Raw genomic sequence first — 24592 nt, 5'->3', positions numbered from 1 at the left:
TTTATTTTCCCTTTTCTAATGTTTGCTGGCCGAATTCCTGTTCGACAGCCTGATACACGGCTTCGAGCTGTTCTTGCAGGGCGAGCCAGTCTTCTTCTATTTGTGCTAATTGTACTTTGACTTCGGCTGTTTTGGCTAAGTATTGGTGCAATTTGGCTTTATTGTGTTCCTTATATGCTTCTTCATCGGCGAGGAAGGCTTCGCATTCGGCTTGCTCGGCGCTGAGTTTGGCCATGAGCTGTTCGGCTTTCTCGATTTTCTGCTGAATGGGTTTGCCGCGCCGGGCGCGTTGCTGGCGGATTTGGGCGGCGAGGCGTTTTTCGTCTTTGCGGTTTTGGCCGGCGGCAGAAGGAGGCGGGGCGGCTTCCGGGTTGCTTTGGGCCAGGCGCAGGCGGCGGTAGTCGTTGAGGTCGCCTTCGAAAGTTTTCAGGTAGCCTTGGTCGATGAGCAGGAAGCTGTCGGTAGTGGCTTCGAGCAGGCTTCTGTCGTGGGAAACGACGATGAGCGCGCCTTGGAAGCTTTGCAGGGCCACGGTGAGGGCGTGGCGCATATCGAGGTCGAGATGGTTGGTGGGCTCGTCGAGCAGGAGCAGGTTGGGTTGCTGCCATACGATAACGGCCAGCGCGAGGCGGGCTTTTTCGCCGCCGGAAAAGCCGGTGATGGGCTGGATGGCCATATCGCCGGCGAAGTCGAAGCCGCCGAGGAAGTTGCGGATGTCTTGCTCTTTGGCTTCGGGGCTGAGGCGCTGAATGTGCCAGAGCGGGCTTTGGTCGGCACGCAAGGTGTCGAGCTGGTGTTGGGCGAAATAGCCGATTTTGAGTTTGTCGGCACGGATAATTTGGCCGCTTTGGGGCTCCAGGCTACCTGAAAGGGCTTTAATCAAGGTGGATTTGCCACTGCCGTTTACGCCGAGCAGGCCGAGACGGGCGCCGCTTTCGAGCGAGAGGGTGATTTGGTGCAGAACGGTTTGCCCGCCGTAGCCGAGGTCGACTTGTTCGAGCTTAAGCAGAGGATTGGGCAGGTGTTCGGGCGGGGGAAAGGAGAAGCTGAAGCTGCTGTCGAGGTGGGCGGGGGCAACCAGCTCGAGTTTGGCTAGGGCTTTTACGCGGCTTTGGGCTTGTTTGGCCTTGGTGGCTTTGGCTTTGAAGCGGTCGATAAAGGATTGGAGGTGCTGGATGTGCGCCTGCTGTTTAACGTAGGCGGTCTGCTGGTTGGCAAGGCGTTGGGCGCGTTGTTGCTGGTAGAAGTCGTAGTTGCCGCTGTAGCTGTGCAGCTGGCGTTGGGCGAGCTCGATGGTGTGGTTGGTGGCGGCGTTGAGGAAGTCGCGGTCGTGGGAGATGATGATTTGGGTGCAGGGCAGGGCGGAGAGGTAGCTTTCCAGCCACAATACGGTTTCGAGGTCGAGGTGGTTGGTGGGTTCGTCGAGCAGGAGCAGGTCGGCGCGGCACATGAGGGCTTGGGCAAGGTTGAGGCGCATGCGCCAGCCGCCGGAAAAGGCTTTGACGGGGCGGCTGTGTTCGGATTGGCTAAAGCCCAGACCGTTCAATAGCTTGGCTGCACGGGCAGGGGCGCTGTAGGCGCCAATTTCTTCAAGCTTGGCGTGACATTCGGCAATGGCGTGCCCGTCGTTTTGCGCTTCGGCTTGCTTGAGGGCTACCTGAAAAGTTTGCAGCTCGGCATCGCCTTGCAACACATAATCCAGTGCGCTGATTTCCAGAGCGGGGGTTTCTTGCGCTACGGCGGCGAGTTTCCAATGTGGGGGCAGGTAGATGTCGCCGGCGTCGGCACCGATTTCGCCTTTAATCAGGGCAAACAGGCTGGATTTGCCGCTGCCGTTTTTGCCGATGAGTCCGACCCGGCGGCCGGGGGCAATGCGGGCGGAGGCTTGTTCGAGCAGGACTTTGTTGCCGCGTTGCAGGGTGAGGCGGTTGATTTCTACCATATTGTTTGATATGTGGGAATCTGAATTTTTTAGATGAAGAGGCTACCTGAAAAATATTTTTCAGGTAGCCTTTGCTGAGTGGTTCGGCTAACGGTGTAGTTCCAACGCCAAAAACAGTTTGCTGTTGCCGCGCTGGATGAGCAGGGCGACGGTACGGTCGGCGTGGTTGAGGGCTTGGTTGAAGCTGTTTTCGTCGCTCACGGCTGTACGGTTTACCATCAGGATGATGTCGCCGCGCCGTAGGCCGGCTTGTTGGGCTGCGCCTTCAACCTGCAAAACCAATAGGCCTTGCCCTTGGCTGCGCAGTTGCAGGCCGGTAGGCTCGGAGGTGAAGCTGCTGCCGTTATCGGCATTGGTGCCGCTGCCGGATTGGTTGCCGGCATCGGCGCTGCCAGTGTTGCTAGAACCGAGGGTAACTTGCACTTCTTCGCGTTTGCCGTTGCGCCAAATGCCGAGGGTGAGCTGGGTGCCAGGTGGCATCATGCCGACGAGCACGGGCAAGTCGCTGGAGGCTTTCACGTTTTCGCCGTTAACACTTTGCACAATGTCGCCGGGCTGGAGGCCGGCTTTGTCGGCAGGGCCACCGGGAGTTACCTGCGAAATCAGTGCGCCGTTGGCGGCTTGGAGGCCGAAGGATTGGGCTAAATCGAAGCTTACTTCTTGAATCACCACGCCGATGCGGCCGCGTTCAACTTTGCCGTTGCGGCGCAGCTGGTCGGCCACATTCATAGCCACATCGATGGGGATGGCGAAAGAGATACCCATAAAGCCGCCGGATTGGCTGTAGATTTGGGAATTTACGCCCACCACTTGCCCGCGCAGGTTGAACAGTGGGCCGCCAGAATTGCCGGGATTGATGGCCACGTCGGTTTGGATGAAAGGGGTATAGTTTTCATTGGGCAGGCTGCGGCCTTTGGCGGAAACGATGCCGGCGGTTACGCTGTTGTCGAAGCCGAAGGGTGCGCCGATGGCGGCTACCCATTCGCCTACACGCAGGGTTTTGGGATCACCGATTTTGACGGTGGGCAGGCCTTGCGCGTCGATTTTTAACAGGGCGATGTCGGTTTGGGTGTCGGAGCCGACTAGGCGGGCGGTGTATTCGCGGCGGTTGTTGAGCACGACTTTGATGCTGTTCATGCCGCTGAGAACATGGGTATTGGTGAGGATGTAGCCGTCGGAGCTAATGAGGAAGCCGGAGCCGAAATTGTATTCGTCGTCACCAGGCTCGACTAAATCGGCTTGGTTGGGCTGCAGGCGTTTGAAAAATTCGGAGAAGGGGTCGTTTTCCGGCAGCTGGTCGATATTATCTTCACCACCGGCTAGGGCGGTGTTTTCATTGGTGCGGCTGGCTTGAATATTAACCACGGCACCGCCTTCCTGTTCAACCAATTTGGTGAAATCGGGCAGCAGCATATCAGTACCGCCTGCGGGCGCGCTCACGGTACGGACGAACTCGGAGTCGCTAGCGGGGGCTTCTTCTTTACCGCATCCGCCTAAGAGCAGCAGGGCGAGCAGGAGGGAAAGGAGGGGGCGGGTGGTGTTTGGCATGGTAACAACAATATTGTATTGGCAGGAGGGTAGGTATTGTATAACTAAAGCATTTAATTAGCTATGGCGGGCAAGGTTGCCTTGCTTTGGCGGGATGTGTTGACCGTGAGGGATTTTAGCTGAGCGGAATAACTATATTGGGCTGTGGTCTTGCTGAGATGTGTTTTCAGGTAGCCTTTAACTAAGTTGGATGGGGTGCCTGAAAGCACAAAAAGACAGGTTATTACCTGTCTTTTCATATAAGCGGCTACTTAGGCCGGCTGAATATTAGAGGCTTGTTTGCCTTTCGGGCCGGTGGTTACTTCAAAAGAAACTTTCTGGCCTTCTTTCAGGGTTTTGAAGCCATTCATGTTGATGGCTGAGAAGTGGGCAAACAGATCTTCGCCGCCTTCATCGGGAGTGATAAAACCAAAACCTTTAGCATCGTTAAACCATTTAACAGTACCAGTTGCCATACAATACATCCTATCTAAAAAACAAAATATCAGAAAAAGCAGGGTTGGCAAAGCAGGAAAACGACTGTGTTGGGTAAAACGGTTTGTTCAGCTGCCGAGCCAGAGCAATTTATCCGGCCTGCCGCGCTTGCGGGAGTAAGTTTCCCGCAGCTGGAATTAACAGTCAAGTAATGTTTGAATAATAACGTTAAAAATCGCAAAAAAAAGACAGAAATCTGAGCGTTTGCCCTTATTTTGTATTTCATCGTGTGGTTGAATATAATTTGCTGGCATCATCCTGCGGCTAGTTTGTGTAAAAATGGCAACCAACAAATCAGGGTGATTTACAATTCAAAACAGATTTATGGCTAAAGTTGTTATCTTCAATGTAGCAGCATTGGTTTTTTATCAATGGGTGGGGAATAATGGCTTCAGTCAACTGCAACAATACATCTTGAAGAATTAAAGTTATGTCTGATACCGAACAGGCGCTCCGACCAGAAGTCGTCCGAGAAAACGCGCCACCGCCCAAGAAATACGGTGTATTTTTGCTGAATGATGATTACACACCGATGGATTTTGTGGTCGGTTTGCTTACTGATATTTTCAGGCTACCTGAAAATCGGGCAGAGGCGGTGATGTTGCAAGTGCATCACGAAGGTAAAGGCTTGTGCGGTATTTATCAAAAAGATATTGCTGATACCAAGCATCAGCAAGTGCAAAACCTTGCCCGGCAGGCCGGCCATCCGCTGCTGAGTACGGTTGAGGAGGTGTGAGCCATGTTGTCAAAAGAATTGGAAAGCATTTTGCAGGTGATTTATGCCGATGCGCGCATGCAGCGCTATGAATTTATCGGCATCGAATACCTGTTGCTCTCGCTGGTGCAGGAGAGCGACGAAGTGCGGGCAGTGTTAAAAAGCTGCGGTGCGAACATCCCGGTTTTGGCCGAACAGCTGGCCATCAGTATTGAAGAGAACACGCCGATGTTGCCCGAGGATTCTCCGATCAGCAGCGAAACCCAGCCTACGCTCGGCTTCCAGCGCGTGATTCAGCGTGCGATTGTGCATGTGCAGTCGGCAGGCAAACGACAAGTGCAGCCGGTGGATGTACTGGTAGCGATTATGTCGGAAAAAAACAGCCATGCTGTGTATTTCCTGGGCTTGCAGTCGATTGGCCGCAGCGAGATTCTCAACTATATCGCGCACGGCATCGTGCCCGATCGCGTAGCAGAAACGGATAAAGGCGACGAAGTTGAGCAGGAAGGTGGCGAAGAGGGCAAACCTATCCGTCATGCCCTAGCTAAATATACCGTCAACCTTAATATTGAAGCACGCGAAGGGCGTATCGATCCGCTGGTTGGCCGCGCCATGGAGTTGGAGCGCCTCATGCAAACCCTGTGCCGCCGCCGCAAAAACAACCCGCTGTTGGTGGGTGAGGCCGGTGTGGGCAAAACAGCGTTGGCTGAAGGCTTGGCCTACCGTTTGGAACACAGCGATGTGCCTGATGCACTCGCTGGCGCCACTGTGTTTGCGCTGGATATGGGCTCGCTCTTGGCCGGCACCAAATATCGCGGCGACTTCGAGGCTCGTATCAAAGCCGTGCTCAAAGAGCTGGCCAAAATTGAGCATTCCATTCTATTTATTGATGAAATCCACACCATCATCGGCGCAGGCAGCACCACCGGCAGCACCATGGATGCTTCCAATCTGCTCAAACCGGCTCTCTCTAAAGGCCATCTGCGCTGTATCGGTGCCACCACCTATGATGAATACCGCACCATTTTCGCCAAGGACCATGCCTTAAGCCGCCGTTTCCAGAAAATCGACGTGCCCGAGCCCAGCGTAGCCGAAACCGTAGAAATCCTTAAAGGCCTGCAACCTGCGCTCGAAGACTTCCACCAAATCCGCTTTTCTCAGCACGCCCTGAATGCTGCTGCCGAGCTTTCGGTACGCTACCTGAACGACCGCTTCCTGCCCGATAAGGCCATCGATTTGATTGACGAAGCCGCTGCCGCCCAACGTATCCTGCCCGGTGATAAACGGCGCAAAGTGATTGAAGCCGCACAGATTGAAGAAGTGGTGGCCAAAATTGCCCGCATTCCCGAGCAAACCGTATCCAAAGACGATAAAGAAGTGTTGCGCCATTTGGAGCGCAACCTGAAAAACATGGTGTTCGGCCAAGATGCTGCTATCGAGGCATTGGCTGCCGCCATTAAGATGTCCCGTTCCGGTCTGGGGTCGGCAGAAAAGCCTATTGGCAGCTTCCTGTTTTCCGGACCCACCGGTGTGGGCAAAACTGAAGTTGCACGCCAGCTTGCCTATATTTTGGGTGTGCCATTGCAACGCTTCGATATGTCTGAATACATGGAACGCCACGCCGTGGCTCGCCTCATCGGTGCGCCACCCGGCTACGTTGGCTTTGAGCAGAGCGGCCTGCTCACCGAAGCGGTAAACAAACAGCCCTTCTGCGTGTTGCTGCTGGATGAAATCGAAAAAGCCCACCCCGATGTGCACAATATCCTGTTGCAAATCATGGACTACGGCACACTCACTGACAACAACGGTCGTAAAACCGATTTCCGTAACGGCATCGTGATCATGACTACCAACGCCGGTGCCGAAAGCCTCAGCCGCCCCGTGCTCGGCTTCACCCGCCAGCGCATGAGCGGCGATGAGGGCGATGCGCTGAAAAAAGCCTTTACCCCAGAATTCCGCAACCGCTTAGATGCTGTGATTTCCTTCGCCCCATTGGACACCGAAATCATCGCCAAAGTAACTGACAAATTCCTGCTTGCCCTGGAGCAGCAGCTGTTGACCAAGAATGTGGAAGCCCATTTTACCACCGGCCTGCGCAGCTACTTGGCCGAGCAGGGCTTTGATCCGCAAATGGGTGCCCGCCCCATGCAACGGCTGATTCAAGACAAAATCCGCCGCCTGCTCGCCGACGAGCTGCTTTTTGGCCGCTTAAGCAAAGGCGGTGAGGTAACCATCGGCTACGATGCCAAGACTGACAAAGTTACCCTTGCCTTCTCTGCCGCCAAAGCCAAGCGAGGCAAAGTGGCGGATGCCAACGGTTGATACAGGGCAGATATGGTTTGTAGTGTAAGCGTATTGTAGTTTCTTAAGGAATGCTCAGCTTCTTTTGAGGGCGATAATTTGACTGCATTGAAGCGGATATTTTCAGGTAGCCTGTACTGTGCTTAGGCTACCTGAAGATTGGCTTCAAGACAGCTATCTCTTTGTTTTCGCTTCGTTGAAGTTTTGTTTTCAGGTAGCTTGCTGGTAGGAAGAAAAGTTGGTGCTGGTTGATATTTAAAGGCTACCTGAAGAGTGGTTCGCAGAAATTGCGCTATTGTGTTTCAGGTAACCTTTTCTTCTATCCTATCCCCACACAGTCATCCCGCATAAAAATTGTCTGTAAGCAGTTTTACCCACCTGCTGGGGGCTTGCCAAACCCCCGTCTTTCGGGCAAAGTTCGTCATTTTCTTGGCCACCCTTCATTTCGTTTGGCAAGCCTCTCATTATGTCTGAACCCATTCTCTCGCGGCTGGATACCCTGCTCAAAGTTGAAACACCGGAAGCCATTGATATTTATCTGCGTCCGGCTTCGGTGTTTGCCCGTTCGCGCGCTTGGTTTGTTGATTTTATTCTCCGCGGTATTTGGCTGATGCTCTCCACTATGCTGTTTGCATTTATCTTTTCTGGTACGAATGGCGGTGATGACGGCAATATCGCCCAAGGCCTGTTCTTCTTTCTGCTATTTGTTAATATTTTCTTCACACTGTGGTTGTATTTCGTGGTGTTTGAAGTGTGCTGGAACGGGCAGACGCCGGGTAAGAAAATCTTCGGTTTACGTGTGATCAACGATAACGGCACGCATATCTCCTGGTCTGCTTCGTTGCTGCGCAACCTGCTGCGTGTGTTTGACAGCCTGCCGTTTTTCTATGGTATCGGCATGATCTGCGGCCTGTGCAATCCTTACGGTCGCCGCTTGGGCGATATTATGGCTTCTACGGTAGTGGTGTATGTGGATAAAACGCGCGGGCAGGCTGAGCGTATGGATTTAGGCAATATTGAAGCGATTACCCCGCCCGTGGCGCTTACACGCGAGGAACAACAGGCAATTTTGAGCTTTGTTGAACGCCGCCGCCATTTGAGCGCGGCGCGTACCGGCGAGTTGGCACAGATGATGGTGGGGGCGATTTTCGGCCAACAGGAAGACGAACGCGGCGCCGAGCGGTTGATATTGGGTTTGGCCAAATATTACGCGGGTGAACAGCGGAAGGAGGCGGTGTGAGGCAACTGTTTTTTGAAGAACAGCATCAGGCATTTTGGCGCACGTTCGAGCAGGATTTGCAGCAGCTGGAAAAACGGCGTGGCAGCCTGAGTGCGCAGAAAACCGCTTTGTTTATGCAGGACTACCGCACGGTTTGCCACCATTTGGCGGTGGCCACCGATCGCTGCTATTCCGGTGGCCTCACCGATTATCTGCAATATCTGTGCGAACGCGCGCACCAGCTTTTGTATGTGGGACAGCAGGTATCGTTGTGGGTACGTTGTCGCGATTTCGTGATGCAGGGCTTCCCGCAGCTGGTGCGGCGTGAGAAAAAATTGGTCTGGCTGGCGCATGCGCTGTTTTACCTGCCGTTTGTCGTGGCTTTCCTGCTCACGGCGTTTTATCCCGACAGTGTGGACAAAATTGAAGGCTTACAACATGGTCCGCAATTGGCGGATAGCTATAAAGAGATGCTGGATCAGTATAGTGAGGGTACCAACCGCGAGGCGTGGAGAAACTTTTTGATGGCCGGTTTTTATATTTTTAATAATATAACCATCGCGTTTCAAAGTTTTGCCAGCGGCATTCTGTTTGGTTTGGGCACGGTGTATCTCACGGTGACGAATGGTTGGGTAATCGGCGGGGCAATGGGCTATATGACCCGCGATCCGGCCGGGCCGGCCTTTTTCTCGTTTGTGGGTGCGCACGGCGCATTTGAGCTCACCGGCATCGTGATGGCTGCGGCAGGCGGCCTGCGGTTGGGTTTGGCGCTGCTCAAGCCACAAGGCTTGTCGCGGCGCGATGCCTTGCGCCTTCAGGGTAAACAGGCTGTTGGGCTGATGAATGGCGGCTTCCTGATGCTGTTTATTGCTGCGTTTATTGAAGGTTTTTGGTCGCCGATTACCAGTATTCCGATGATTTTGAAATATATTGTTTCCGTGGCCATGTGGCTGTTGGTGTATGCCTATCTGCTGTATGCGGGCAGGAGGACAGCATGAATATTTGGGAAACCCGCCTGAATTTCCGCCCGCGCAGCGGCTGGGAGGCTTTGGATTTGGGTTCACGCCTATTTCAAGAGCGGCCGGCACTGTATATGGCGGTGTGGGCCACCTTGTCACTACCGGTGTATGTCTTGGTTCTGGCTTTGTGCTGGCAGCAGCCTGAATGGGGCGGTTTTTTGGTGTGGTGGCTGAAGCCGCTGTTTGAAGCGCCGGTGCTGTGGCTGATGTCGCAGCAGGTGTTCGAGCCGCTGCCGCCATACCGGCAATGCGTGCGCACGGCGTTTAGGCAGATGTGGCGGCCGCGCTTGATTGGTGATTTAACCTGGCGGCGCTTCAGCATGCGCCGCAGCCTGGTGTTACCGGTTACGCTCTTGGAGGGCTTGAGCGGCAAGGCGCATCAGCGCCGCTGTAATGAATTGTCGCGCCAAAGCGGCGGTGCAGCCAGCTGGTTGGCATTTTTCGGCATCCATCTGGAAAGTATCTTGGCTTTTGGCCTGCTTGCGATGCTGTTTTGGCTGTGGACGGGCGATCCGGCGCAAAATATCGTGGCCGGTCCGTTCGGCGGGGCGCGCTCCACTGATGCTTTGCAGCAGATCGAGGCTTTGGTGTCTTCCGGCGAAGGTTTGATTTTTCAGCATTTGCTCAACGGCATTTATGTGCTGCTGCTGTGTTTCTGGGGGCCGATTTATGTGGCCTGCGGCTTTACGCTCTATCTGAATGCCCGTACCAAGGCTGAAGGCTGGGACATCCGCTTGGCCGCACGCAAAATCCAAGACCGCCTGTTGGGCAGCAGCAGTGCGTTGTGGGCATTGGCCTTGGCTGTGTTTATCGGCTTCAGTTTTTCAGGTAGCCTGCACGCCGAGCCGCTGCCCCAGCGTGAAAAGGTGGAGCAAATCCGTGATAACACTCTGCGTAAAGCGCCGTTTCAAAGCATTAAAACCAAAACCGAATACTGCTGGTTCAAATGCGATAAAGACGACGATGCTGCGTCGCGCCAGCAGCTGGAGCTGCCTGATGTGAAAACCCCATCGCCGGCTTGGTTTAACGCCCTGATGTATGCCCTAATCGGCCTGCTGCTGGCCTTGATATTGTGGATTTTATACCGGTGGTATCAAGCCAACGGTGGTTTCGGCTTGAGCCAGGGAGAAGAAGTGCCGGAAACCTTGTTCGGCATGAAAATTACGCCCGAAAGCCTGCCCAACGACGTGGCTTCCGCCGTGCTGGCCGAATACGAACGCGACCCGCGCGCCGCCATGAGCCTGCTTTATCGCGCCAGCCTCTCGCAAATCAGCCGCCGATACGGCCTGCCGCTGCGCAGCAGCGACACCGAAGGCCAAGTGCTTAAACGTGTGCGCCAGCGCCAGCCGCAGCTTTTGGACTACTGGCAGCCGCTCACCGATAACTGGGTAGAGCTGGCCTATGCCCACCGCTTGCCGGAGCGGGAAGCGGTGCACAGCCTATGCCGCCAATACCGGCGAGTGTTTGCCGGCGGGGAACAGGAATTTTCAGGTAGCCTGCGTGCCGCTGGGGAGGGTAAGGCATGAAAAACCGTCGTTCCATCCTCATCGGTCTGATTGCTGTATTGCTTATCGGCGGCGTAATTGCCATCGCCGGCCTGTCCAAGCAGGAAAGCAAAACCTGGCAGTCGCTTGATCCCCAGCAGGAAATGCGTGAAGGGCAGCTCTATGGTCTGAAAACCCTGCTTACCCGATATGGTGTGAAAAATATCCGGCACGAACGCAGCCTGTTCGGCTTGAGCGAGCTTAATGCATACGACAATAACCGCCTGCTGATTGTGGCCGACAACCGCATGCGGGATAAGGAAGATGCCGAACGCCTGCTGGAATGGGTAGGGCGCGGCAACCACCTAGTGATGGCGCTGCCCAGTTATGCTGATGATAACTCACTGAAAGCAAATGGAAATCCTGGAAATGCCGAAGATGAAGACACGCTGAATTTCCGTCAAACCATGCTGCGCCACTTGCAAATTGGCACCGTGGAGTTGGAGGAAATCGATGTTAAAACCCTGCCCAATCTGCCAGTCTGTGTGAAAGCTGCCGAGCAGCGCCGCGAAGCTGCCCGCCAAATTGGCGATGAAGTTGCTTTGCAGATTGATCCGCACTGCAATGCCGGCCTGAGCAGCATCCAGTTACCTGAAGGGGTCACCATCCAAACCTTTACCGGCGCCGAATACAGCAGCACTAGCGGCTGGGCGGTACAAGACAGCAAACTGGTATTGTTCCAAGGCAAAAATGCCTACGGCGCTGTACAAACCATCCGTGTGCGCTACGGCGATGGCAGCGTATTGCTCACCTGGAATGACAACTGGTTGGTCAATCCGATCCGCCCCGACTTCAACCGCAACCACCTTGCTCTCTACGACCACCCCTACCTCGCCGTTTATCTGGCGCAGGAAAAAGACAGCATCTTACTGGCCGACAAAGTTTATCCGTCTGATTACAACAGCGCCGAGCCGATGATATGGAAAATGCTCAAAAGCCAGCCTGTGCTGCTGGCCATAGCCTTGGCTGCTGCCGCCATACTGCTATGGCGTATTGTGGTGCGTGTGGGTGTGGTGCAACAACTGCCGCCTGCGCCGGAACGCTACCTGAACCAGCACCTGCTCGCACAAGGCCAGTTCCTCACCCGCCACCTGAGCCGCCGCGCCATCCTCAGCGATATGCAGCGCCGCCTGCTCGAAGCCCTGCAGCAGCGCCACCCGGCCTGGAAGCAGATGAGCAGCCGCAAACAGCTGGAGTTCTTGTGTGCCCAAACCAAGCTGCCACCCTCCGTGGTCGAGCCCTGGCTCACACCCTTGCCGGAACAGGTTAATTTGGTGCACTGGCTGCAAATGCTTGCCGCCCACCAGCGTATCGTGCGCAAGATAAACCGCTCGTGGTATTAGCGTGGTTGGAGGCTACCTGAAAAGATGAGCACCATGTTTCAGGTAGCCCGAACCAACTTATTTTTCAGGTAGCCTCTTCCAAACTACAGGCTACCTGAAACCCAAACCTCCGATTAACCAACGAAACAAACAACGTAAAAGGATGATTCGATGACGGACATCAATTTTTCCCAATCCCACCAAGCCAGCACCAACCCCGCCATCCAGCAGGGTGTGCGCGCCATCCAAGTGCTGCGCGCGCGGCTGAACGAAGTGCTTATCGGCCAGCAGCAGGTGGTGGACGAAGTGCTCACTGTATTCTTGGCTGGCGGCCATGTGCTGCTCGAAGGCGTACCGGGCACCGGTAAAACCCTGCTCGTGCGCTCGCTGGCACAAACCTTCGCCGGTGAATTCCGCCGCATCCAGTTCACGCCCGACCTGATGCCATCCGACGTTACCGGCCACTATCGCTACGATGCGCAAAACAGCCGCTTCGAGCTGCGCCAAGGTCCGGTGTTCACCCACTTGCTGCTCGCCGACGAAATCAACCGTGCCCCGGCCAAAACCCAATCGGCTCTGCTCGAAGTGATGCAGGAGCGCAGCGTAACGCTCGACGGCCACACCCATCATCTGCCCAGCCCCTTTATGGTGTTGGCCACGCAAAACCCGATTGAGCAGGAAGGCACCTATCCGCTGCCCGAAGCCCAGCTCGACCGCTTCATGTTCAAAGTGATGATTGGCTATCCCGCTCCGGCCGACGAAGCGCGTATGCTGAATGCCGTGATCAACAGCAGCAACAACGACCTGCTCAGCAGCAGCCAGCCCGCGCACGTATTTCAGCCGCAGCAAATCGAGCAGCTGAAAAAACTGGTGGCGCAAGTGGGCGTTGATCCGCAGATTATCGACTACACCGTGCGCCTGGTGGCTGCCACCCGCGACTGGCCTGCCTTATCCGTGGGCGCCGGGCCGCGTGCCGGTATTGCTCTGATTAGCTGTGCCCGCGCTTATGCCTTGTTGGCTGGCCGCGATTTCGTTACCCCCGACGATATCAAAGCCATTTGGCTGCCCGCCATGCGCCACCGCGTGCGACTTTCCACTCAGATGGAAATGGAAGGCATCCAAGTGGAGCAGGTATTGAACGAACTGGCCGCCTCTGTGCCCGCCCCACGCTTGTAAGGCATATTCATGAGACCATCCAGACTGCTGGTGCTGCTGTTTGCCGCCCTCGTTGCCGTGTGCATCGCCGGCTGGCTGATAGGCTACCTGAACGCAGATAACGGCCGCATCGTCCAATACATCGCCGGCGGCCTCGCCGTCCTGCTCGCCTTGGCAGCGCTGATTGATGCCTTCTGGCAGCGCCACCAGCCCGAGCCGCGCTGGGAGCGCAGCCTGCCACACCAGTTTATCCAAGGCCGGCCGCACCAGGTGGAACTCACGCTCACCCCGCCGGCCAAAGGCCGCTGGCGGCAGCCGCAAACCATCCTGGTGGCCGACCTGTTCCCGCCCGACTGGGACACCGACACCCCGCATCTGATTATCGACACGCGGCCCGGCCGCCTTTCCACCATCCGCTATCAGCTCACCCCGCGCCGGCGCGGCCGTGCCGAATTTGCCGGTATCGAATATTGGCTCGCCAGCCCACTTGGTCTATGGCAGCGGCGACATCGGCAGGAGCTGCCTGGCAAAGTGGACGTGCTGCCCGATTTCAGTCGCATCCTCGGCGCCGATTTAATCGGCCTGCAGCGCTGGCTTAACCTCGTGGGCGTGAAAAAACTGCCCCGCCTAGGCATCGGCCAGGATTTCCACCAACTGCGTGACTACCAAGATGGCGACGACATCCGCAATATCGACTGGAAAGCCACCTCCCGCATGAGCCGCCCCATTGTGCGCACCTATCAAGATGAGCAAGACCAACAGCTCATCTTCTTGCTCGACTGCGGCCGCAATATGCGCCTGCAGATGGAAGGCAAAAGCCATTTCGACCATGCCCTGCAGGCCATGCTGCTGCTTTCCTACACTGCGCTCAAGCACGGCGACGCCGCCGGCCTGCTCACCTTCGCCCATCCCGTGGCCCGCTTCGTGCCGCCGCACAAGGGCATGGAGCAGCTCGGCCGCCTGGTGCAGGGCGTATTCGATATCGAGCCCTCGCAGCAGGCTGCCGATTTTGAAAGCGCCGTGAACTTATTGCTGCAAAAACAGAAACGCCGCGCCCTCGTGGTAGTGCTCTCCCATTTGAACCACGAAGACAGCCGCCATCTGCTGCAACACATCCAGCGCCTGCGCAAACACCACATGGTTTTGTTCGGCGGCCTGCGTCCGCTGGCGCCTGAAGAAGTGCGCCAACAGCCCGTGCGCAACGAAGCAGACGCCCAAGCCTACCTCGGCGCCCTGCAATACGAAAGCCATGTGGCCGAAGCCATCCGCCACTTTGATGCCGCCCGTATCAACGCCATCAATGTTTTGCCCAACCAACTGAGCACCGAACTGATCAACCGCTACCTCCAGCTCAAACGCCGCCAGGCATGGTAGGGCGGGCTAGCTGGAAGTATTTCCTTTCCCTGTGTAGGGCTGGCAAGGGGCGGTAAGCCGTAAATTGATACTTGGTGTTCGCTGCAAAATTTCAGGTAGCCTCAAACATTAAAGAGGCTACCTGAAATTTTTTAGCCAATGCATCAGGGTATGAGCTGAGTATGTGTTGCTCCTGCAAGGCTTGCAGTTGATGCAGATTGGATTGTTGCAGCAACATCTTTGCAGTGCTGTCGGGTTGTAATAGAGGGCTACCTGAAATTTTCAGGTAGCCTTTCTGGTTGATATGGGTAAAGAAAAACACAGCCGGTTGTGATAACGGGCTGTGTTTGTTTCTCGAAAGATTAGTACAGTTTCGGCGGCAGCTGTTGGCTGCGCAGGCGTTTTTGCAAACGTTTTACTGCAGCGGCTTTTTTGCGTTTGCGCTCAGTAGTCGGTTTTTCGTAGGCCTCACGGGCACGCAGCTCGGTGAGCAGGCCGGTTTTTTCGATAGAGCGCTTGAAACGGCGCATGGCTACTTCAAACGGTTCGTTTTCTTTTACGCGAATAGAAGGCATTTTGTCATCCTTAAAATATCTGTTGCCGGGCAGCTGTGCCCGGGAAAAATGGTTTGATTTATCACTTTTGCACAGGTTGGTGCGGGCCGGATAAGAAGAGCCGGGGTGGAAACAATCACCTCCTAATCGGGGCGGCTGCACCGATTAGGAGGTGCGCCAAAATATTAGGCAGCAGAAAGGGCTGCATATAAAGGCGCGAATTATGGCGGCTACGGCCGGATTTGTCAAGCAGGGAAAGGCAGTAGCGGCGTATGAGAGAATAAGTGTTTCGCGACAAAGCCCATGCTTGGTTTAAATCGGCAGCATGGGCTTTCAGGTAGCCTTTGCCCGCTTACTCTGGGCTAAGCCACACGGCGCTGACCATGCGGCCGGTTTGGCCGTCGCGGCGGTAGGAGAAAAAGCGGTCGCGCTCGAGCACGGTGCAATGCTGGCCGCCGTAGATTTGGCTAACGCCGGCACGGCGTAGGGTTTGGGTGGCGAGCAGGTAGATATCGGCCAGATATTTGCCGCTGCCGATATGTTCGAAAGCGGCTTCGGCAGCGGGGTCGGCCTGGGTGAAGGCAGCTAAAACGTCGCCGCCCACCTCAAAAGCGTCAGGGCCGATGGCGGGGCCGAGCCAGGCGAGGAGGTCGGCCGGGTCGGCCTGCATGGCGGCGATGGTATTTTCCAACACGCCGCCGGCAAGGCCGCGCCAGCCGGCGTGGGCAGCGGCCACCACGCTGCCGGCATGGTCGCAGAGGAGTACGGGCAGGCAGTCGGCAGTCATGACGGCGCAGGCGGCGCGGCGGCTGCGGTCGAAAGCGGCATCGGCTTCCGGCGGGGCATTGAGGCTTGCGGCGGCGGCCACGACGCGATTACTGTGTACTTGGCGCAAATAGGCCAGCGGCAGGGGAACGTGCGCCTGTACGCGACGGCGGTTTTCAGCTACGGCGGCGGGATCGTCGCCCACATGGTCACCCACGTTCAAGCTGGCGAAACGGCCTTGGCTGATGCCGCCTTGGCGGGTGGTAATCAAGGTGTGGACATTGCTGGGCGCGGGCCAATCGGCGTGCAGGAGGCTACCTGAAATTTCAGGTAGCCCTAGGCTGGAGGCAAAACTGTTGGCGGGGAATTGGCCGTTCATGCGGTTTTATCCGAGCGCAGTTGCGGGCAGACGGCGAGGATGGCGCTAAGGATGGCTTCGCCCAGGCGCAGGGAGCGTTGGCCGTTCCAGCCGAAGTCGTCGTCGGGCAGGTTGATGTTGTCTTTAAAGGGCATTTCAAGGGTGTAGGAGAGACAGCCGAAGGTTTCGCCCACGTAGGATTTGGCAATGGAGAGGTTGGCTTGGCCGGGAGAGGTTTTGGGGTAGCCGTATTCGTCTTGGAAGTCGGGGCTGGCTTGGCGCAGGGCGGTTTTGAAGGCGGCTTCGAGTGCGGCGAGGCGTGCATCATAGGAAGGATTGCCTTCACAGCCGGCGGCGAATACGTAGGGCAGGGCTTCTTCGCCGTGAATGTCGAGGAATAAATCTACGCCGGTTTCGTGCATTTTCTGGCGCACGGCATACACTTCGGGGCTACGCTCAGGGCTGGGATGTTGCCATTCGCGGTTGAGGTCGGCGCCGGCGGCGTTGGTGCGCTGGTTGCCCAGGGCGGCGCCGTCGGGGTTCATATTAGGTACGATATAGAAGGTAGCACAGTCGAGCAGGGCGCGGGCGGTGGGGTCCTGGTGGTCGAGCAGGCGGGAGAGCAGGCCTTCGGCAAACCATTCGGCCATGCTTTCGCCGGGGTGCTGGCGGGCGATAATCCAGATTTTGAGGTCGCTGGCGGCTTGGTGGCCGATGGTGAGCAGGTTGATGTCGCGGCCTTGCGCGGTGCTGCCGATGTCGTCGATTTGGCACAGGCCGCTGCCTTGGGCGTCGCCGAGGAGGTTGAGGTGCTGCTCGTGGGAGTAGGGCTCGAAATAGGCATAATACACGCTGCCGGCCAGCGGGGTGTGTTCGATGGTGAGCACGCCGTCTTCATAACGGGTGGGCACGCGGAACCAGTTGCTGCGGTCGTAGGAGGCGGTGGCCTGATAATCTTCCCAGCCTTCGGGGTAGCTAGATTGGCCGGCGTTTTCGATGCGGATACGGCAAGGTTGGTAGGCCGCGCCCTGCAGGCGGAAATAAAACCACTGGCTGAAGGAGGCGGCATTGTCGCCGCGCAGGGTGAGGCGGATGTTTTGACTGTCGGCACTGTCAATTACAGTGATGGCGCCGGCATCGAAGTTGCTGCTGATTTTAGGCATGGCAGGTCTCGCTACTTGGGGAGGGGAAGCGGGGATTGTAATGCTTTTCAGGTAGCCTTTCTAGGGAAGGCAGGGTGGGGAAAGGGCGGCGGAAACTGGATTTTTTGCGGCAGGGGCTCTAAACTGTGTAGCGGATTGGGTGGCAGCATTGCTTCATGCAGCCTGTTTGCATTGTGCCGCTGCCGTGCTTTTATATTGATTTTAAAGGAAGAGACAATGAAAATTTTATTATTGGGCGCACCCGGCGCGGGCAAAGGCACGCAGGCGCAGTTTATTACCGCCGCTTTCGGTATTCCGCAGATTTCCACCGGCGATATGCTGCGCGCTGCCATTAAGGCTGGCACGCCGCTGGGCTTGGAAGCCAAAAAGATTATGGACGCGGGCGGCTTGGTGCGCGACGATATCATCATCGGCATGGTGAAAGAGCGCATTGCGCAGGATGACTGCAAAAACGGTTTCTTGTTCGACGGCTTTCCGCGCACGCTGGCGCAGGCCGAAGCCGTGCAAGAGGCCGATGTGATCTTGGATGCGGTGGTGGAAATCGATGTGCCCGATGCGGTGATTCTCGAGCGCATGGCCGGCCGTCGTGTGCACCTGCCTTCCGGCCGCACCTACCACATCCGCTACAACCCGCCTAAAGTAGAAGGTAAAGACGACGTTACCGGCGAAGACCTGATCCAGCGCGACGACGACCGTGAGGAAACCGTGAAAAACCGCCTGGATGTGTACCACAAACAAACCGCCGTGCTCATCGGTTTCTACAGCCGGCTCACCGGCGACAACGCACCCCGTTACATCAAAATCGACGGTACGCAGCCGGTGGAAGCCGTAAAAGCAGCGGTGTTGTCTGCCTTAGGCAAATAAATAGGAAGTAAGAGGTTTTCAGGTAGCCTCCAAGTGATAGCAGGCTACCTGAAACCAAAAGGCTACCTGAAAAAGGAAAAGCAATGAAAAAATTATGGTTTGCAGCCTGCGTATTAGCGTTTTCCGCCGCCGCTTCGGCTGAATTGCGCGAAAACCGCTCTTACACGCCGGAAGAGGAAAAGCCGTGGGAAGAGGCAGCCGTGGTGCTGCCCGCTTATCCCGATTTGCAGCAAGGCGAGTGGTTTGAGCTGTATATCAACCCAACCTACCGCAACAAAGTTTGGCTGCAGCTGCCTGTGCAACAAGCTGCCGACCGCAGCATGCGCTATGTGCTGGCAGTACAGCCGCAGGGCGGGCAGCCGAATATGAGTTATGAGGGTATGCGCTGCGGCGACCGCCACCTCAGATCCTTCGCCTTTGGTGACAACACCAACCGGCGCTGGATTGCTCCACGCAATAATGTATGGCGCAAGTTCGACAGCTATGTGAACGCCAACGACCCGGTGCGCAGCCGCCTGATGGCGATTTTCTGTAACGATGGCCGTGCCCTCACCGCGCAAGAGCTCGACCAGCGTATCCGCAGCATGGGTGGGCTGCATTGACGCCGTGAACGCTTAAAGCCAAGATAAAGGCTACCTGAAAACCGGTTTGGGTTTCAGGTAGCCTTTTTCCAGCCAGACACAAATTTAAGTTAAACCCTGCTAAAGCAGCCTTGCCACATTGTTGCCCGCCCCCGATTTGCCTTACAATCGCCGTTTTCAACGACAGAGGCCACCATGTCTTCGTCTTCTACTCCGCACACTACAGCCAGCAGCCTGGCCTTATACCGCCGCCTGTTTGGCTACCTGAAAAACTACCTGCGCATTTTCGCCCTGGCCGTGCTCGGCATGGTGGTGGTGGCCGCTACCGGGCCGATTTTCGCATGGCTGCTCAAGCCGCTGATTAACGAAGGCTTTGTGGAGAAAAATCTCTCTGCCATGCGGTGGGTGCCGCTGGCGATTATCGGCCTGTTTATCTTGCGCGGTATTTTCAACTTCATCAACGAATACAGCACCAGCTACCTCTCCGGCCATTTAGTGCAGCAAATCCGCCGCGAAATGTTTGCCAAAATGCTCAAGCTGCCTGCCGGCTATTTCAGCCAACACGGTAGCGGGCGGATTATGTCGCGCATCATGAACGATGCCAGCCAGATTACCGAGGCCGGCTTCAATGTGGTAACCGTCACCGCCAAAGACGGCATCACCGTAGTGGGCTTGCTGTGTTTCCTGCTGTATCTGGATTGGCAGCTCACGATTATTACACTGATTCTGATTCCGGTGCTGGCCTGGTGCGTGCGCCAGGTGAGCAAACGCCTGCGCCAACTTTCGCGTGAAAGCCAGCAATATGCCGGACAGATGACGCAGGTGTTGGGCGAGAGCATCACCGGCGAGCGTGTGATTAAAGTGTATGGCGGGCAGGAACACGAGAAAAACCGCTTCGATGAAACCGCCATCAACGTGCGCCGCAACGGCGTGAAGCAAACCGCCGCCAACTCTTTCAGCACGGCGGTAACCCAGCTGATGATTGCCACCGCGCTGGCCGCCATCCTTTATTTGGCTGCCGCCCGCGCTGCTTCCGATTCGTTTAGCGCCGGCGATTTCATGTCCTTCCTCTCCGCTATGCTGATGATGTTCGATCCTATCAAACGCATGACCGGCATTTCTTCCTCGCTGCAACGCGGCCTGGCTGCCGCCGAGAGTGTATTCAGCTTTTTGGACGAACCGGTTGAACCCGATAACGGCACTGAAACCCTCAGCGAGCATACTGGCGACATCGAATTGGTAAACGTGAGCCACTATTATGAAGGCGCTGCTCGCAACAGTCTCGATAACATCAACCTGCACATTCCCAACGGCAGCGTAGTGGCCTTGGTTGGTGCGTCCGGTTGCGGTAAAACCACGTTGGCCAACCTGTTGCCGCGCTTCTTCGATCCCACCGCGGGCGAAGTGCGTATCGGCGGGCGCGACATCCGCGAATACAGCATGGCTTCCCTGCGCGAACAAATGGCGCTGGTGAGTCAAGACGTGGTGCTGTTTAACGGCACGGTGGCTGAAAACATCGCCTACGGCCGTTTCGATGCCGACCCTGCCGATATTGAAGCGGCGGCCAAAGCGGCCAACGCCTGGGAATTTATCTCCGCTATGCCGCAGGGCTTGCAAACCGAAATCGGCCAAAACGGCCTCAAACTCTCCGGCGGCCAGCGTCAGCGCATCGCCATCGCCCGCGCCCTGCTGAAAAACGTGCCCATCCTGATTTTGGACGAAGCCACCAGCGCGCTCGACACCAAATCCGAACGCTTGGTGCAATCCGCGCTCGACAAACTCATGCAGCAGCGTACCACTTTGGTAGTGGCACACCGCCTCTCTACTATCGAGCAGGCCGATAAGATTGTGGTGATGCACGAAGGCCGGATTGTTGAGCAAGGCAAACACGCCGAGCTGCTTGCTAAAGGCGGTCGCTACGCCGACCTCTACCGCATGCAGTTCCACGAACAGCAAGAGCAGCAGGTGCAACAGGCAGAAGCTGCCGAAAGCTTGTCGGGCGTGCTTTAGCGCTATTGCATAGGAGTAAAAGTAAAGGCTACCTGAAATCTTTCAGGTAGCCTTTTTAGTATGCTTGTAGGCAAATATTTCATAGATTGAATGGCAATGCCGACATTCCGGCCAATAATTGGATTGGCACGCATCAAGGCTGCCTGAAATACTCAGCCAGCCTTCCATTCAATCAAGCCCTAAAGTTTCAGGTAGCCTGCGCATTACAACAGGCTACCTGAAAACTTCTATTCCGCTATTTCATGATGGCGCATCACCCACCAGCCGCCCCACAGGCCAACTAGGATAAATGCACAAGCCAGCAGCGACCACCAGGCAAACGGCACACTCAAGAAATATTCCACCGTGCCGCATTGGCCGTAGCCACGGATAATCGGCTCATACCAATCAAACAGCGGCGCACCCTGCAAGCGGAAAGTCCATGGCGCACCGCAGGAAGGCTGTTGCTCCAAGGGTAGGCTTTGCAGGTGCAGCTGGCTGATGGCCGTCCAGCCGCCCCACAGCGCCGGAATACTCACCAGCATTGCCGCTACCGTCCGCGCCCAACGGCGCTTCAGCGGCAACAGCATAGAGAGCAGCGAAAGCAGCCCCACGAAAATAATCGACACCCGCTGGATAATGCACATCACGCACGGGTCCATGCCCCGCCCATACTGCATATACAACGACATCGCCGTGCACACCGCCGCCACGGCAAAGATACCCAACAGGATTTTTCGATAAGAAGCAATCATGATCCGCTTTCATCCGGATTGTGAAATAGGGAACGATATTATAAGCCCGCTGCTTAAGAACGCCAAACGGCAAAGGCTACCTGAAAAATAAGCTTATTCGATACGCTGCTTTGAAGTGCACATTTCAGGAGGCTGCATCATTGTTATCCGGCAATGGCGAAGAGAGGAGTATCCGGCCAACCATCAAACTCTTTGCGTTGTATGTGGTATTTGCACTCTATTTGTTGTTAAAAATTATCAAATTCATTTGTATTAGGTTGTAAAAGACTATAATCGCGCCTTGAAAATTTATCTATGTTTACTTTTTTTATCAAAGGGAAATTATGCAACACCCGTTCAAACCCACCTTTATCGCCGCCCTGCTGGCCGCTACCACGCCCGCATGGGCCGATAATGCTGCCGAAAATGAAGGCGGCAGCGCCGAATTGGAAAGCATCCAAATCACTGCCCGCAACCGCAGCACCCGCACCGAAAACCGAAACAGCTACACCACCTCCGCCATGCGCACCACCACGGGGCTTTCGCTGTCGCCCAAGGAAACGCCGCAGTCGGTGAGCGTGATTACCAAACGGCAGATGAGCGAACAAGGCATCACCAGCATGGAGGATGCGCTGAAAACCACTACGGGCGTCAACGTTATCCGCGATACCGGTACGGCGCGCTTCCAATCGCGCGGTTTCTATATCGACCAGATTGAGGAAGACGGCATCAGCAGCGTGGTACCCGGCGCAGTAGCCAACCCCATGTACGATGCACAATCTGCTACTGATTTGGCAGTGTACGATCATATCGAAGTGGTACGCGGTGCCACGGGGCTTACCCAAGCCAACGGCGAGCCGGGCGGCACGGTCAATGCCGTGCGTAAACGCCCGACCTCTTTGCGCCAAATACAAGGCGATGTTTTGTTTAACCGCTTCGGCACCGCCCGTACCACGATTGATGTTTCCGGACCGCTGAACAAAGCACAAACCCTGCGCGGGCGCGTGGTAGGTGTGGCAAGTAGAGACGGCAGTTTCAAAGACAGTGCGGTAGGGAACACATTCACCTTATACGGCGTGATGGATGCACAGTTAGGTGAGAATACCAAGCTCACTTGGGGCGGGCTGTATCAGCGCAAAATATCCACGCCCGACGACTGGGGTATTCCGATGGGCGTGAACGGCAGCGATTCCGGCCTGCCGCGCGACACCTTCCTCAGCTATGATTGGAGCCGCAACAGAGCCCGTAAAATCAACCTGTTTGCCGAGGTGGAGCAACATTTTTCTGATGATTGGAAACTGACCGGCACACTCAATTACAACAACAACCATTCTTTGAAACGCAACGGCGGTATTTACAGCGGCAATACTTCCTATGCAGGCTGGACAACCGGCGGCGTTTTGCCTTCCGGCTGGCTTGGTCGGTATGACCGCAACGAAAAGCAGTTCACCATCAAAACCAATTTAAACGGCAAATACCGCCTGTTGGGGCAGGAACACGATGTGTTCTTCGGCTATACCTATAACCACAAAAGCGGTGGTGGCGAACGCCGCCAGTTCCGCCATCTTCAGTCTTACGACCCGTCTTCTTTCCGGGGTAACGAAGTGGCCGAGCCGGATTGGTATGCCGGCACACCGTGGATGTTGTGGGACTACGATAATACCGAGCGCAGTTATTCCTTAATGGCCGGTACGCGCTTCAATCCCACCGAAAAGCTGCACATTTTGGCCGGCACACGCTACACCAATATGACCACCAAGTCTGTGGTGGACTATCATTACACCAGCGGTGTGGTTGATAATGACCCGGATAGTGTTACCGAGCGCAACCACCATCGTTTTATTCCGTATTTCGGCATCACTTACGACATCACGCCGCATCACAGTGTATACGCCAGCTACACCAGCATCTTCAAGCCCAACGGCAGCAAAGACCGCTACGAGCGTTATCTGCCGCCGATATTGGGCAGTAACTACGAAATTGGTTGGAAGGGCGAATGGTATGAAGGTAAGCTGAATGCTTCCGTGGCCTTGTTCGACATCGTGCAGAAAAACCGCAGCGTGCAGGTGTACGACAATATCATGTCGCGCTGGTATAACGAGCCGGTGGGCCGTGTGCGCAGCCGCGGCGTGGATATGGAAATTTCCGGCAAACTGACGGACGATTGGCAGCTGTTTGCAGGCTACACGCTGAACAACAGCAAATATCTGGATGCCGAAAACCGTGGCGCAATTCCTGCGGGCACCAATTTCAGCAAACACACGCCGCGCCATATGTTCCGCCTCTACACCAGCTACCGCCTGCCCGGTGCGGCAAACAAATGGACGATTGGCGGCGGCGTAACGGCGCAAAGCGAAACGTCCAGCCTGGCCAACGTGAAGCAGGGTGGCTATGCGCTGTTTAACGCCAACGTGCAATACAGCTTCAACGACAACATGAAACTCAGCCTGATTGGCAGCAACCTGACCGACCGGCGTGTGTATGAAAACCAGAAAACCCGGCAGAACGGCATCAATAACTATCTGATCGAACCGCGCAACATCATGCTGAAATTCGATTGGAAGCTGTAATCCCGCCGCGCGGGTAAAGAGAAAAGGCTACCTGAAACTTTCAGGTAGCCTCTGTTCGGCGGCGTGGGGCAGGGCGGTTTGCCGTGCCGTTTGCTCAGTTAGAACTTGCTTTTGATGTCGTTGATCAGACCTTCGGCTTTGCCTTTGGCTTCGCTCATCAGCTCTTCAGCGGATTTTTTGCCTTTTTCCAGCACATCGGCCGCTTGTTTTTCCACATCGGCAATGGCTTCTTTAGCTTTGCCCACGCCTTCTTGAATCAGGCCTTCGGCTTGCAGTTTGCTGCTGCCGATGGCATCGCCCACTTCTTTTTTCACTTTGCCTACGATATCGTCGAAATTGCTCATAAAAATACTCCTTGGTTGTATGCTATATAAGAGTTGAAACTATAAACCTTTTTTGCTTTGCAAGTAAAACCGATTAAC

At 55.7% G+C, this 24592-nt stretch carries 20 protein-coding genes; 12 read left to right on the top strand and 8 right to left on the bottom strand.

Annotated features, from left to right (window positions below; genetic code table 11):
- Window position 1: 1 nt before the first annotated feature.
- The 3 genes from ACO6EE_RS03040 to ACO6EE_RS03030 form a co-directional block, all read right to left on the bottom strand.
- Window positions 2–1942, bottom strand: coding sequence for an ATP-binding cassette domain-containing protein (locus ACO6EE_RS03040; RefSeq protein WP_485959134.1), 1941 nt, complete (start codon window positions 1940–1942; stop codon window positions 2–4).
- 87 nt (window positions 1943–2029) lie between these two features.
- Window positions 2030–3490, bottom strand: a complete 1461-nt coding sequence (locus tag ACO6EE_RS03035) for a DegQ family serine endoprotease (RefSeq protein ID WP_485959132.1) — start codon at window positions 3488–3490, stop codon at window positions 2030–2032.
- Between the two features lie 251 nt (window positions 3491–3741).
- Window positions 3742–3945, bottom strand: a complete 204-nt coding sequence (locus ACO6EE_RS03030; protein ID WP_003822547.1) for a cold-shock protein — start codon at window positions 3943–3945, stop codon at window positions 3742–3744.
- A gap of 449 nt (window positions 3946–4394) precedes the next feature.
- Here ACO6EE_RS03030 and clpS point away from each other — a divergent pair, with 449 nt between their 5' ends.
- The 8 genes from clpS to ACO6EE_RS02990 all read left to right on the top strand — a co-directional run bounded on the left by clpS (window position 4395) and on the right by ACO6EE_RS02990 (window position 14613).
- On the top strand, window positions 4395–4700 hold the full coding sequence (gene clpS, locus ACO6EE_RS03025) for an ATP-dependent Clp protease adapter ClpS (RefSeq protein WP_485959131.1): 306 nt from the start codon (window positions 4395–4397) through the stop codon (window positions 4698–4700).
- Window positions 4701–4703: 3 nt separating this feature from the next.
- Window positions 4704–7001, top strand: a complete 2298-nt coding sequence (gene clpA / locus ACO6EE_RS03020) for an ATP-dependent Clp protease ATP-binding subunit ClpA (RefSeq protein ID WP_485959129.1) — start codon at window positions 4704–4706, stop codon at window positions 6999–7001.
- A gap of 445 nt (window positions 7002–7446) precedes the next feature.
- Complete coding sequence (locus ACO6EE_RS03015) at window positions 7447–8220, top strand: RDD family protein (RefSeq protein WP_485959127.1); 774 nt, start codon at window positions 7447–7449, stop codon at window positions 8218–8220.
- On the top strand, window positions 8217–9197 hold the full coding sequence (locus ACO6EE_RS03010) for a stage II sporulation protein M (RefSeq protein WP_485959125.1): 981 nt from the start codon (window positions 8217–8219) through the stop codon (window positions 9195–9197). Before ACO6EE_RS03015 ends, ACO6EE_RS03010 begins: the two co-directional genes overlap by 4 nt.
- The gene (locus ACO6EE_RS03005) at window positions 9194–10744 is read left to right on the top strand and encodes a DUF4129 domain-containing protein (protein WP_485959124.1); all 1551 of its coding nucleotides are present in this window, start codon (window positions 9194–9196) and stop codon (window positions 10742–10744) included. Before ACO6EE_RS03010 ends, ACO6EE_RS03005 begins: the two co-directional genes overlap by 4 nt.
- Entirely contained in the window at window positions 10741–12105 is a 1365-nt protein-coding gene (locus ACO6EE_RS03000) for a DUF4350 domain-containing protein (protein WP_485959122.1), read from the top strand. Before ACO6EE_RS03005 ends, ACO6EE_RS03000 begins: the two co-directional genes overlap by 4 nt.
- 150 nt (window positions 12106–12255) lie before the next feature.
- Entirely contained in the window at window positions 12256–13260 is a 1005-nt protein-coding gene (locus ACO6EE_RS02995; RefSeq protein WP_485959120.1) for an AAA family ATPase, read from the top strand.
- 9 nt (window positions 13261–13269) lie between these two features.
- Entirely contained in the window at window positions 13270–14613 is a 1344-nt protein-coding gene (locus ACO6EE_RS02990) for a DUF58 domain-containing protein (RefSeq protein ID WP_485959118.1), read from the top strand.
- 341 nt (window positions 14614–14954) lie between these two features.
- On the opposite strand, the gene rpsU is transcribed toward ACO6EE_RS02990, so the two are convergent.
- From rpsU to ACO6EE_RS02975, 3 genes are all read right to left on the bottom strand, one after another.
- Window positions 14955–15167, bottom strand: a complete 213-nt coding sequence (rpsU, locus tag ACO6EE_RS02985) for a 30S ribosomal protein S21 (RefSeq protein WP_023886457.1) — start codon at window positions 15165–15167, stop codon at window positions 14955–14957.
- Between the two features lie 331 nt (window positions 15168–15498).
- Window positions 15499–16290: a peptidoglycan editing factor PgeF gene (pgeF, locus tag ACO6EE_RS02980; protein WP_485959116.1), complete on the bottom strand. Its 792-nt coding sequence runs from the start codon at window positions 16288–16290 to the stop codon at window positions 15499–15501.
- A complete protein-coding gene (locus tag ACO6EE_RS02975) occupies window positions 16287–17432 on the bottom strand; it encodes a M14 family metallopeptidase (protein ID WP_485959115.1) in 1146 nt (381 codons plus the stop codon). Before ACO6EE_RS02975 ends, pgeF begins: the two co-directional genes overlap by 4 nt.
- Window positions 17433–17648: 216 nt before the next feature.
- On the opposite strand from ACO6EE_RS02975, the gene adk reads away from it, so the two are divergent.
- The 3 genes from adk to msbA all read left to right on the top strand — a co-directional run bounded on the left by adk (window position 17649) and on the right by msbA (window position 20887).
- Window positions 17649–18296 carry an adenylate kinase gene (gene adk, locus ACO6EE_RS02970; RefSeq protein WP_485959113.1) on the top strand — a complete coding sequence of 216 codons (648 nt, stop codon included), beginning with the start codon at window positions 17649–17651 and terminating at the stop codon, window positions 18294–18296.
- A gap of 83 nt (window positions 18297–18379) precedes the next feature.
- Window positions 18380–18898, top strand: a complete 519-nt coding sequence (locus ACO6EE_RS02965; RefSeq protein ID WP_485959112.1) for a CNP1-like family protein — start codon at window positions 18380–18382, stop codon at window positions 18896–18898.
- 174 nt (window positions 18899–19072) lie between these two features.
- A complete protein-coding gene (gene msbA / locus ACO6EE_RS02960; RefSeq protein ID WP_485959110.1) occupies window positions 19073–20887 on the top strand; it encodes a lipid A export permease/ATP-binding protein MsbA in 1815 nt (604 codons plus the stop codon).
- 227 nt (window positions 20888–21114) lie between these two features.
- Here msbA and ACO6EE_RS02955 read toward each other — a convergent pair whose 3' ends face one another.
- Window positions 21115–21621, bottom strand: coding sequence for a disulfide bond formation protein B (locus ACO6EE_RS02955; RefSeq protein WP_485959109.1), 507 nt, complete (start codon window positions 21619–21621; stop codon window positions 21115–21117).
- A gap of 323 nt (window positions 21622–21944) precedes the next feature.
- On the opposite strand from ACO6EE_RS02955, the gene ACO6EE_RS02950 reads away from it, so the two are divergent.
- Window positions 21945–24170: a TonB-dependent siderophore receptor gene (locus ACO6EE_RS02950; RefSeq protein ID WP_485959108.1), complete on the top strand. Its 2226-nt coding sequence runs from the start codon at window positions 21945–21947 to the stop codon at window positions 24168–24170.
- A 98-nt stretch (window positions 24171–24268) separates the two neighbouring features.
- On the opposite strand, the gene ACO6EE_RS02945 is transcribed toward ACO6EE_RS02950, so the two are convergent.
- On the bottom strand, window positions 24269–24514 hold the full coding sequence (locus ACO6EE_RS02945) for a CsbD family protein (RefSeq protein WP_049258466.1): 246 nt from the start codon (window positions 24512–24514) through the stop codon (window positions 24269–24271).
- Window positions 24515–24592 lie beyond the last annotated feature (78 nt).

It is taken from the genome of Eikenella sp. (assembly GCF_057315495.1).
This window is presented reverse-complemented; position numbering and strand designations above follow the sequence as displayed.

Bases quoted from the DNA above. Each gene is read 5' to 3' on its own strand.
- ACO6EE_RS03040 (WP_485959134.1), bottom strand. From the start codon at position 1,942: ATGGTAGAAATCAACCGCCTCACCCTGCAACGCGGCAACAAAGTCCTG.
- ACO6EE_RS03035 (WP_485959132.1), bottom strand. From the start codon at position 3,490: ATGCCAAACACCACCCGCCCCCTCCTTTCCCTCCTGCTCGCCCTGCTG.
- ACO6EE_RS03030 (WP_003822547.1), bottom strand. From the start codon at position 3,945: ATGGCAACTGGTACTGTTAAATGGTTTAACGATGCTAAAGGTTTTGGT.
- clpS (WP_485959131.1), top strand. From the start codon at position 4,395: ATGTCTGATACCGAACAGGCGCTCCGACCAGAAGTCGTCCGAGAAAAC.
- clpA (WP_485959129.1), top strand. From the start codon at position 4,704: ATGTTGTCAAAAGAATTGGAAAGCATTTTGCAGGTGATTTATGCCGAT.
- ACO6EE_RS03015 (WP_485959127.1), top strand. From the start codon at position 7,447: ATGTCTGAACCCATTCTCTCGCGGCTGGATACCCTGCTCAAAGTTGAA.
- ACO6EE_RS03005 (WP_485959124.1), top strand. From the start codon at position 9,194: ATGAATATTTGGGAAACCCGCCTGAATTTCCGCCCGCGCAGCGGCTGG.
- ACO6EE_RS03000 (WP_485959122.1), top strand. From the start codon at position 10,741: ATGAAAAACCGTCGTTCCATCCTCATCGGTCTGATTGCTGTATTGCTT.
- ACO6EE_RS02995 (WP_485959120.1), top strand. From the start codon at position 12,256: ATGACGGACATCAATTTTTCCCAATCCCACCAAGCCAGCACCAACCCC.
- ACO6EE_RS02990 (WP_485959118.1), top strand. From the start codon at position 13,270: ATGAGACCATCCAGACTGCTGGTGCTGCTGTTTGCCGCCCTCGTTGCC.
- rpsU (WP_023886457.1), bottom strand. From the start codon at position 15,167: ATGCCTTCTATTCGCGTAAAAGAAAACGAACCGTTTGAAGTAGCCATG.
- pgeF (WP_485959116.1), bottom strand. From the start codon at position 16,290: ATGAACGGCCAATTCCCCGCCAACAGTTTTGCCTCCAGCCTAGGGCTA.
- ACO6EE_RS02975 (WP_485959115.1), bottom strand. From the start codon at position 17,432: ATGCCTAAAATCAGCAGCAACTTCGATGCCGGCGCCATCACTGTAATT.
- adk (WP_485959113.1), top strand. From the start codon at position 17,649: ATGAAAATTTTATTATTGGGCGCACCCGGCGCGGGCAAAGGCACGCAG.
- ACO6EE_RS02965 (WP_485959112.1), top strand. From the start codon at position 18,380: ATGAAAAAATTATGGTTTGCAGCCTGCGTATTAGCGTTTTCCGCCGCC.
- msbA (WP_485959110.1), top strand. From the start codon at position 19,073: ATGTCTTCGTCTTCTACTCCGCACACTACAGCCAGCAGCCTGGCCTTA.
- ACO6EE_RS02955 (WP_485959109.1), bottom strand. From the start codon at position 21,621: ATGATTGCTTCTTATCGAAAAATCCTGTTGGGTATCTTTGCCGTGGCG.
- ACO6EE_RS02950 (WP_485959108.1), top strand. From the start codon at position 21,945: ATGCAACACCCGTTCAAACCCACCTTTATCGCCGCCCTGCTGGCCGCT.
- ACO6EE_RS02945 (WP_049258466.1), bottom strand. From the start codon at position 24,514: ATGAGCAATTTCGACGATATCGTAGGCAAAGTGAAAAAAGAAGTGGGC.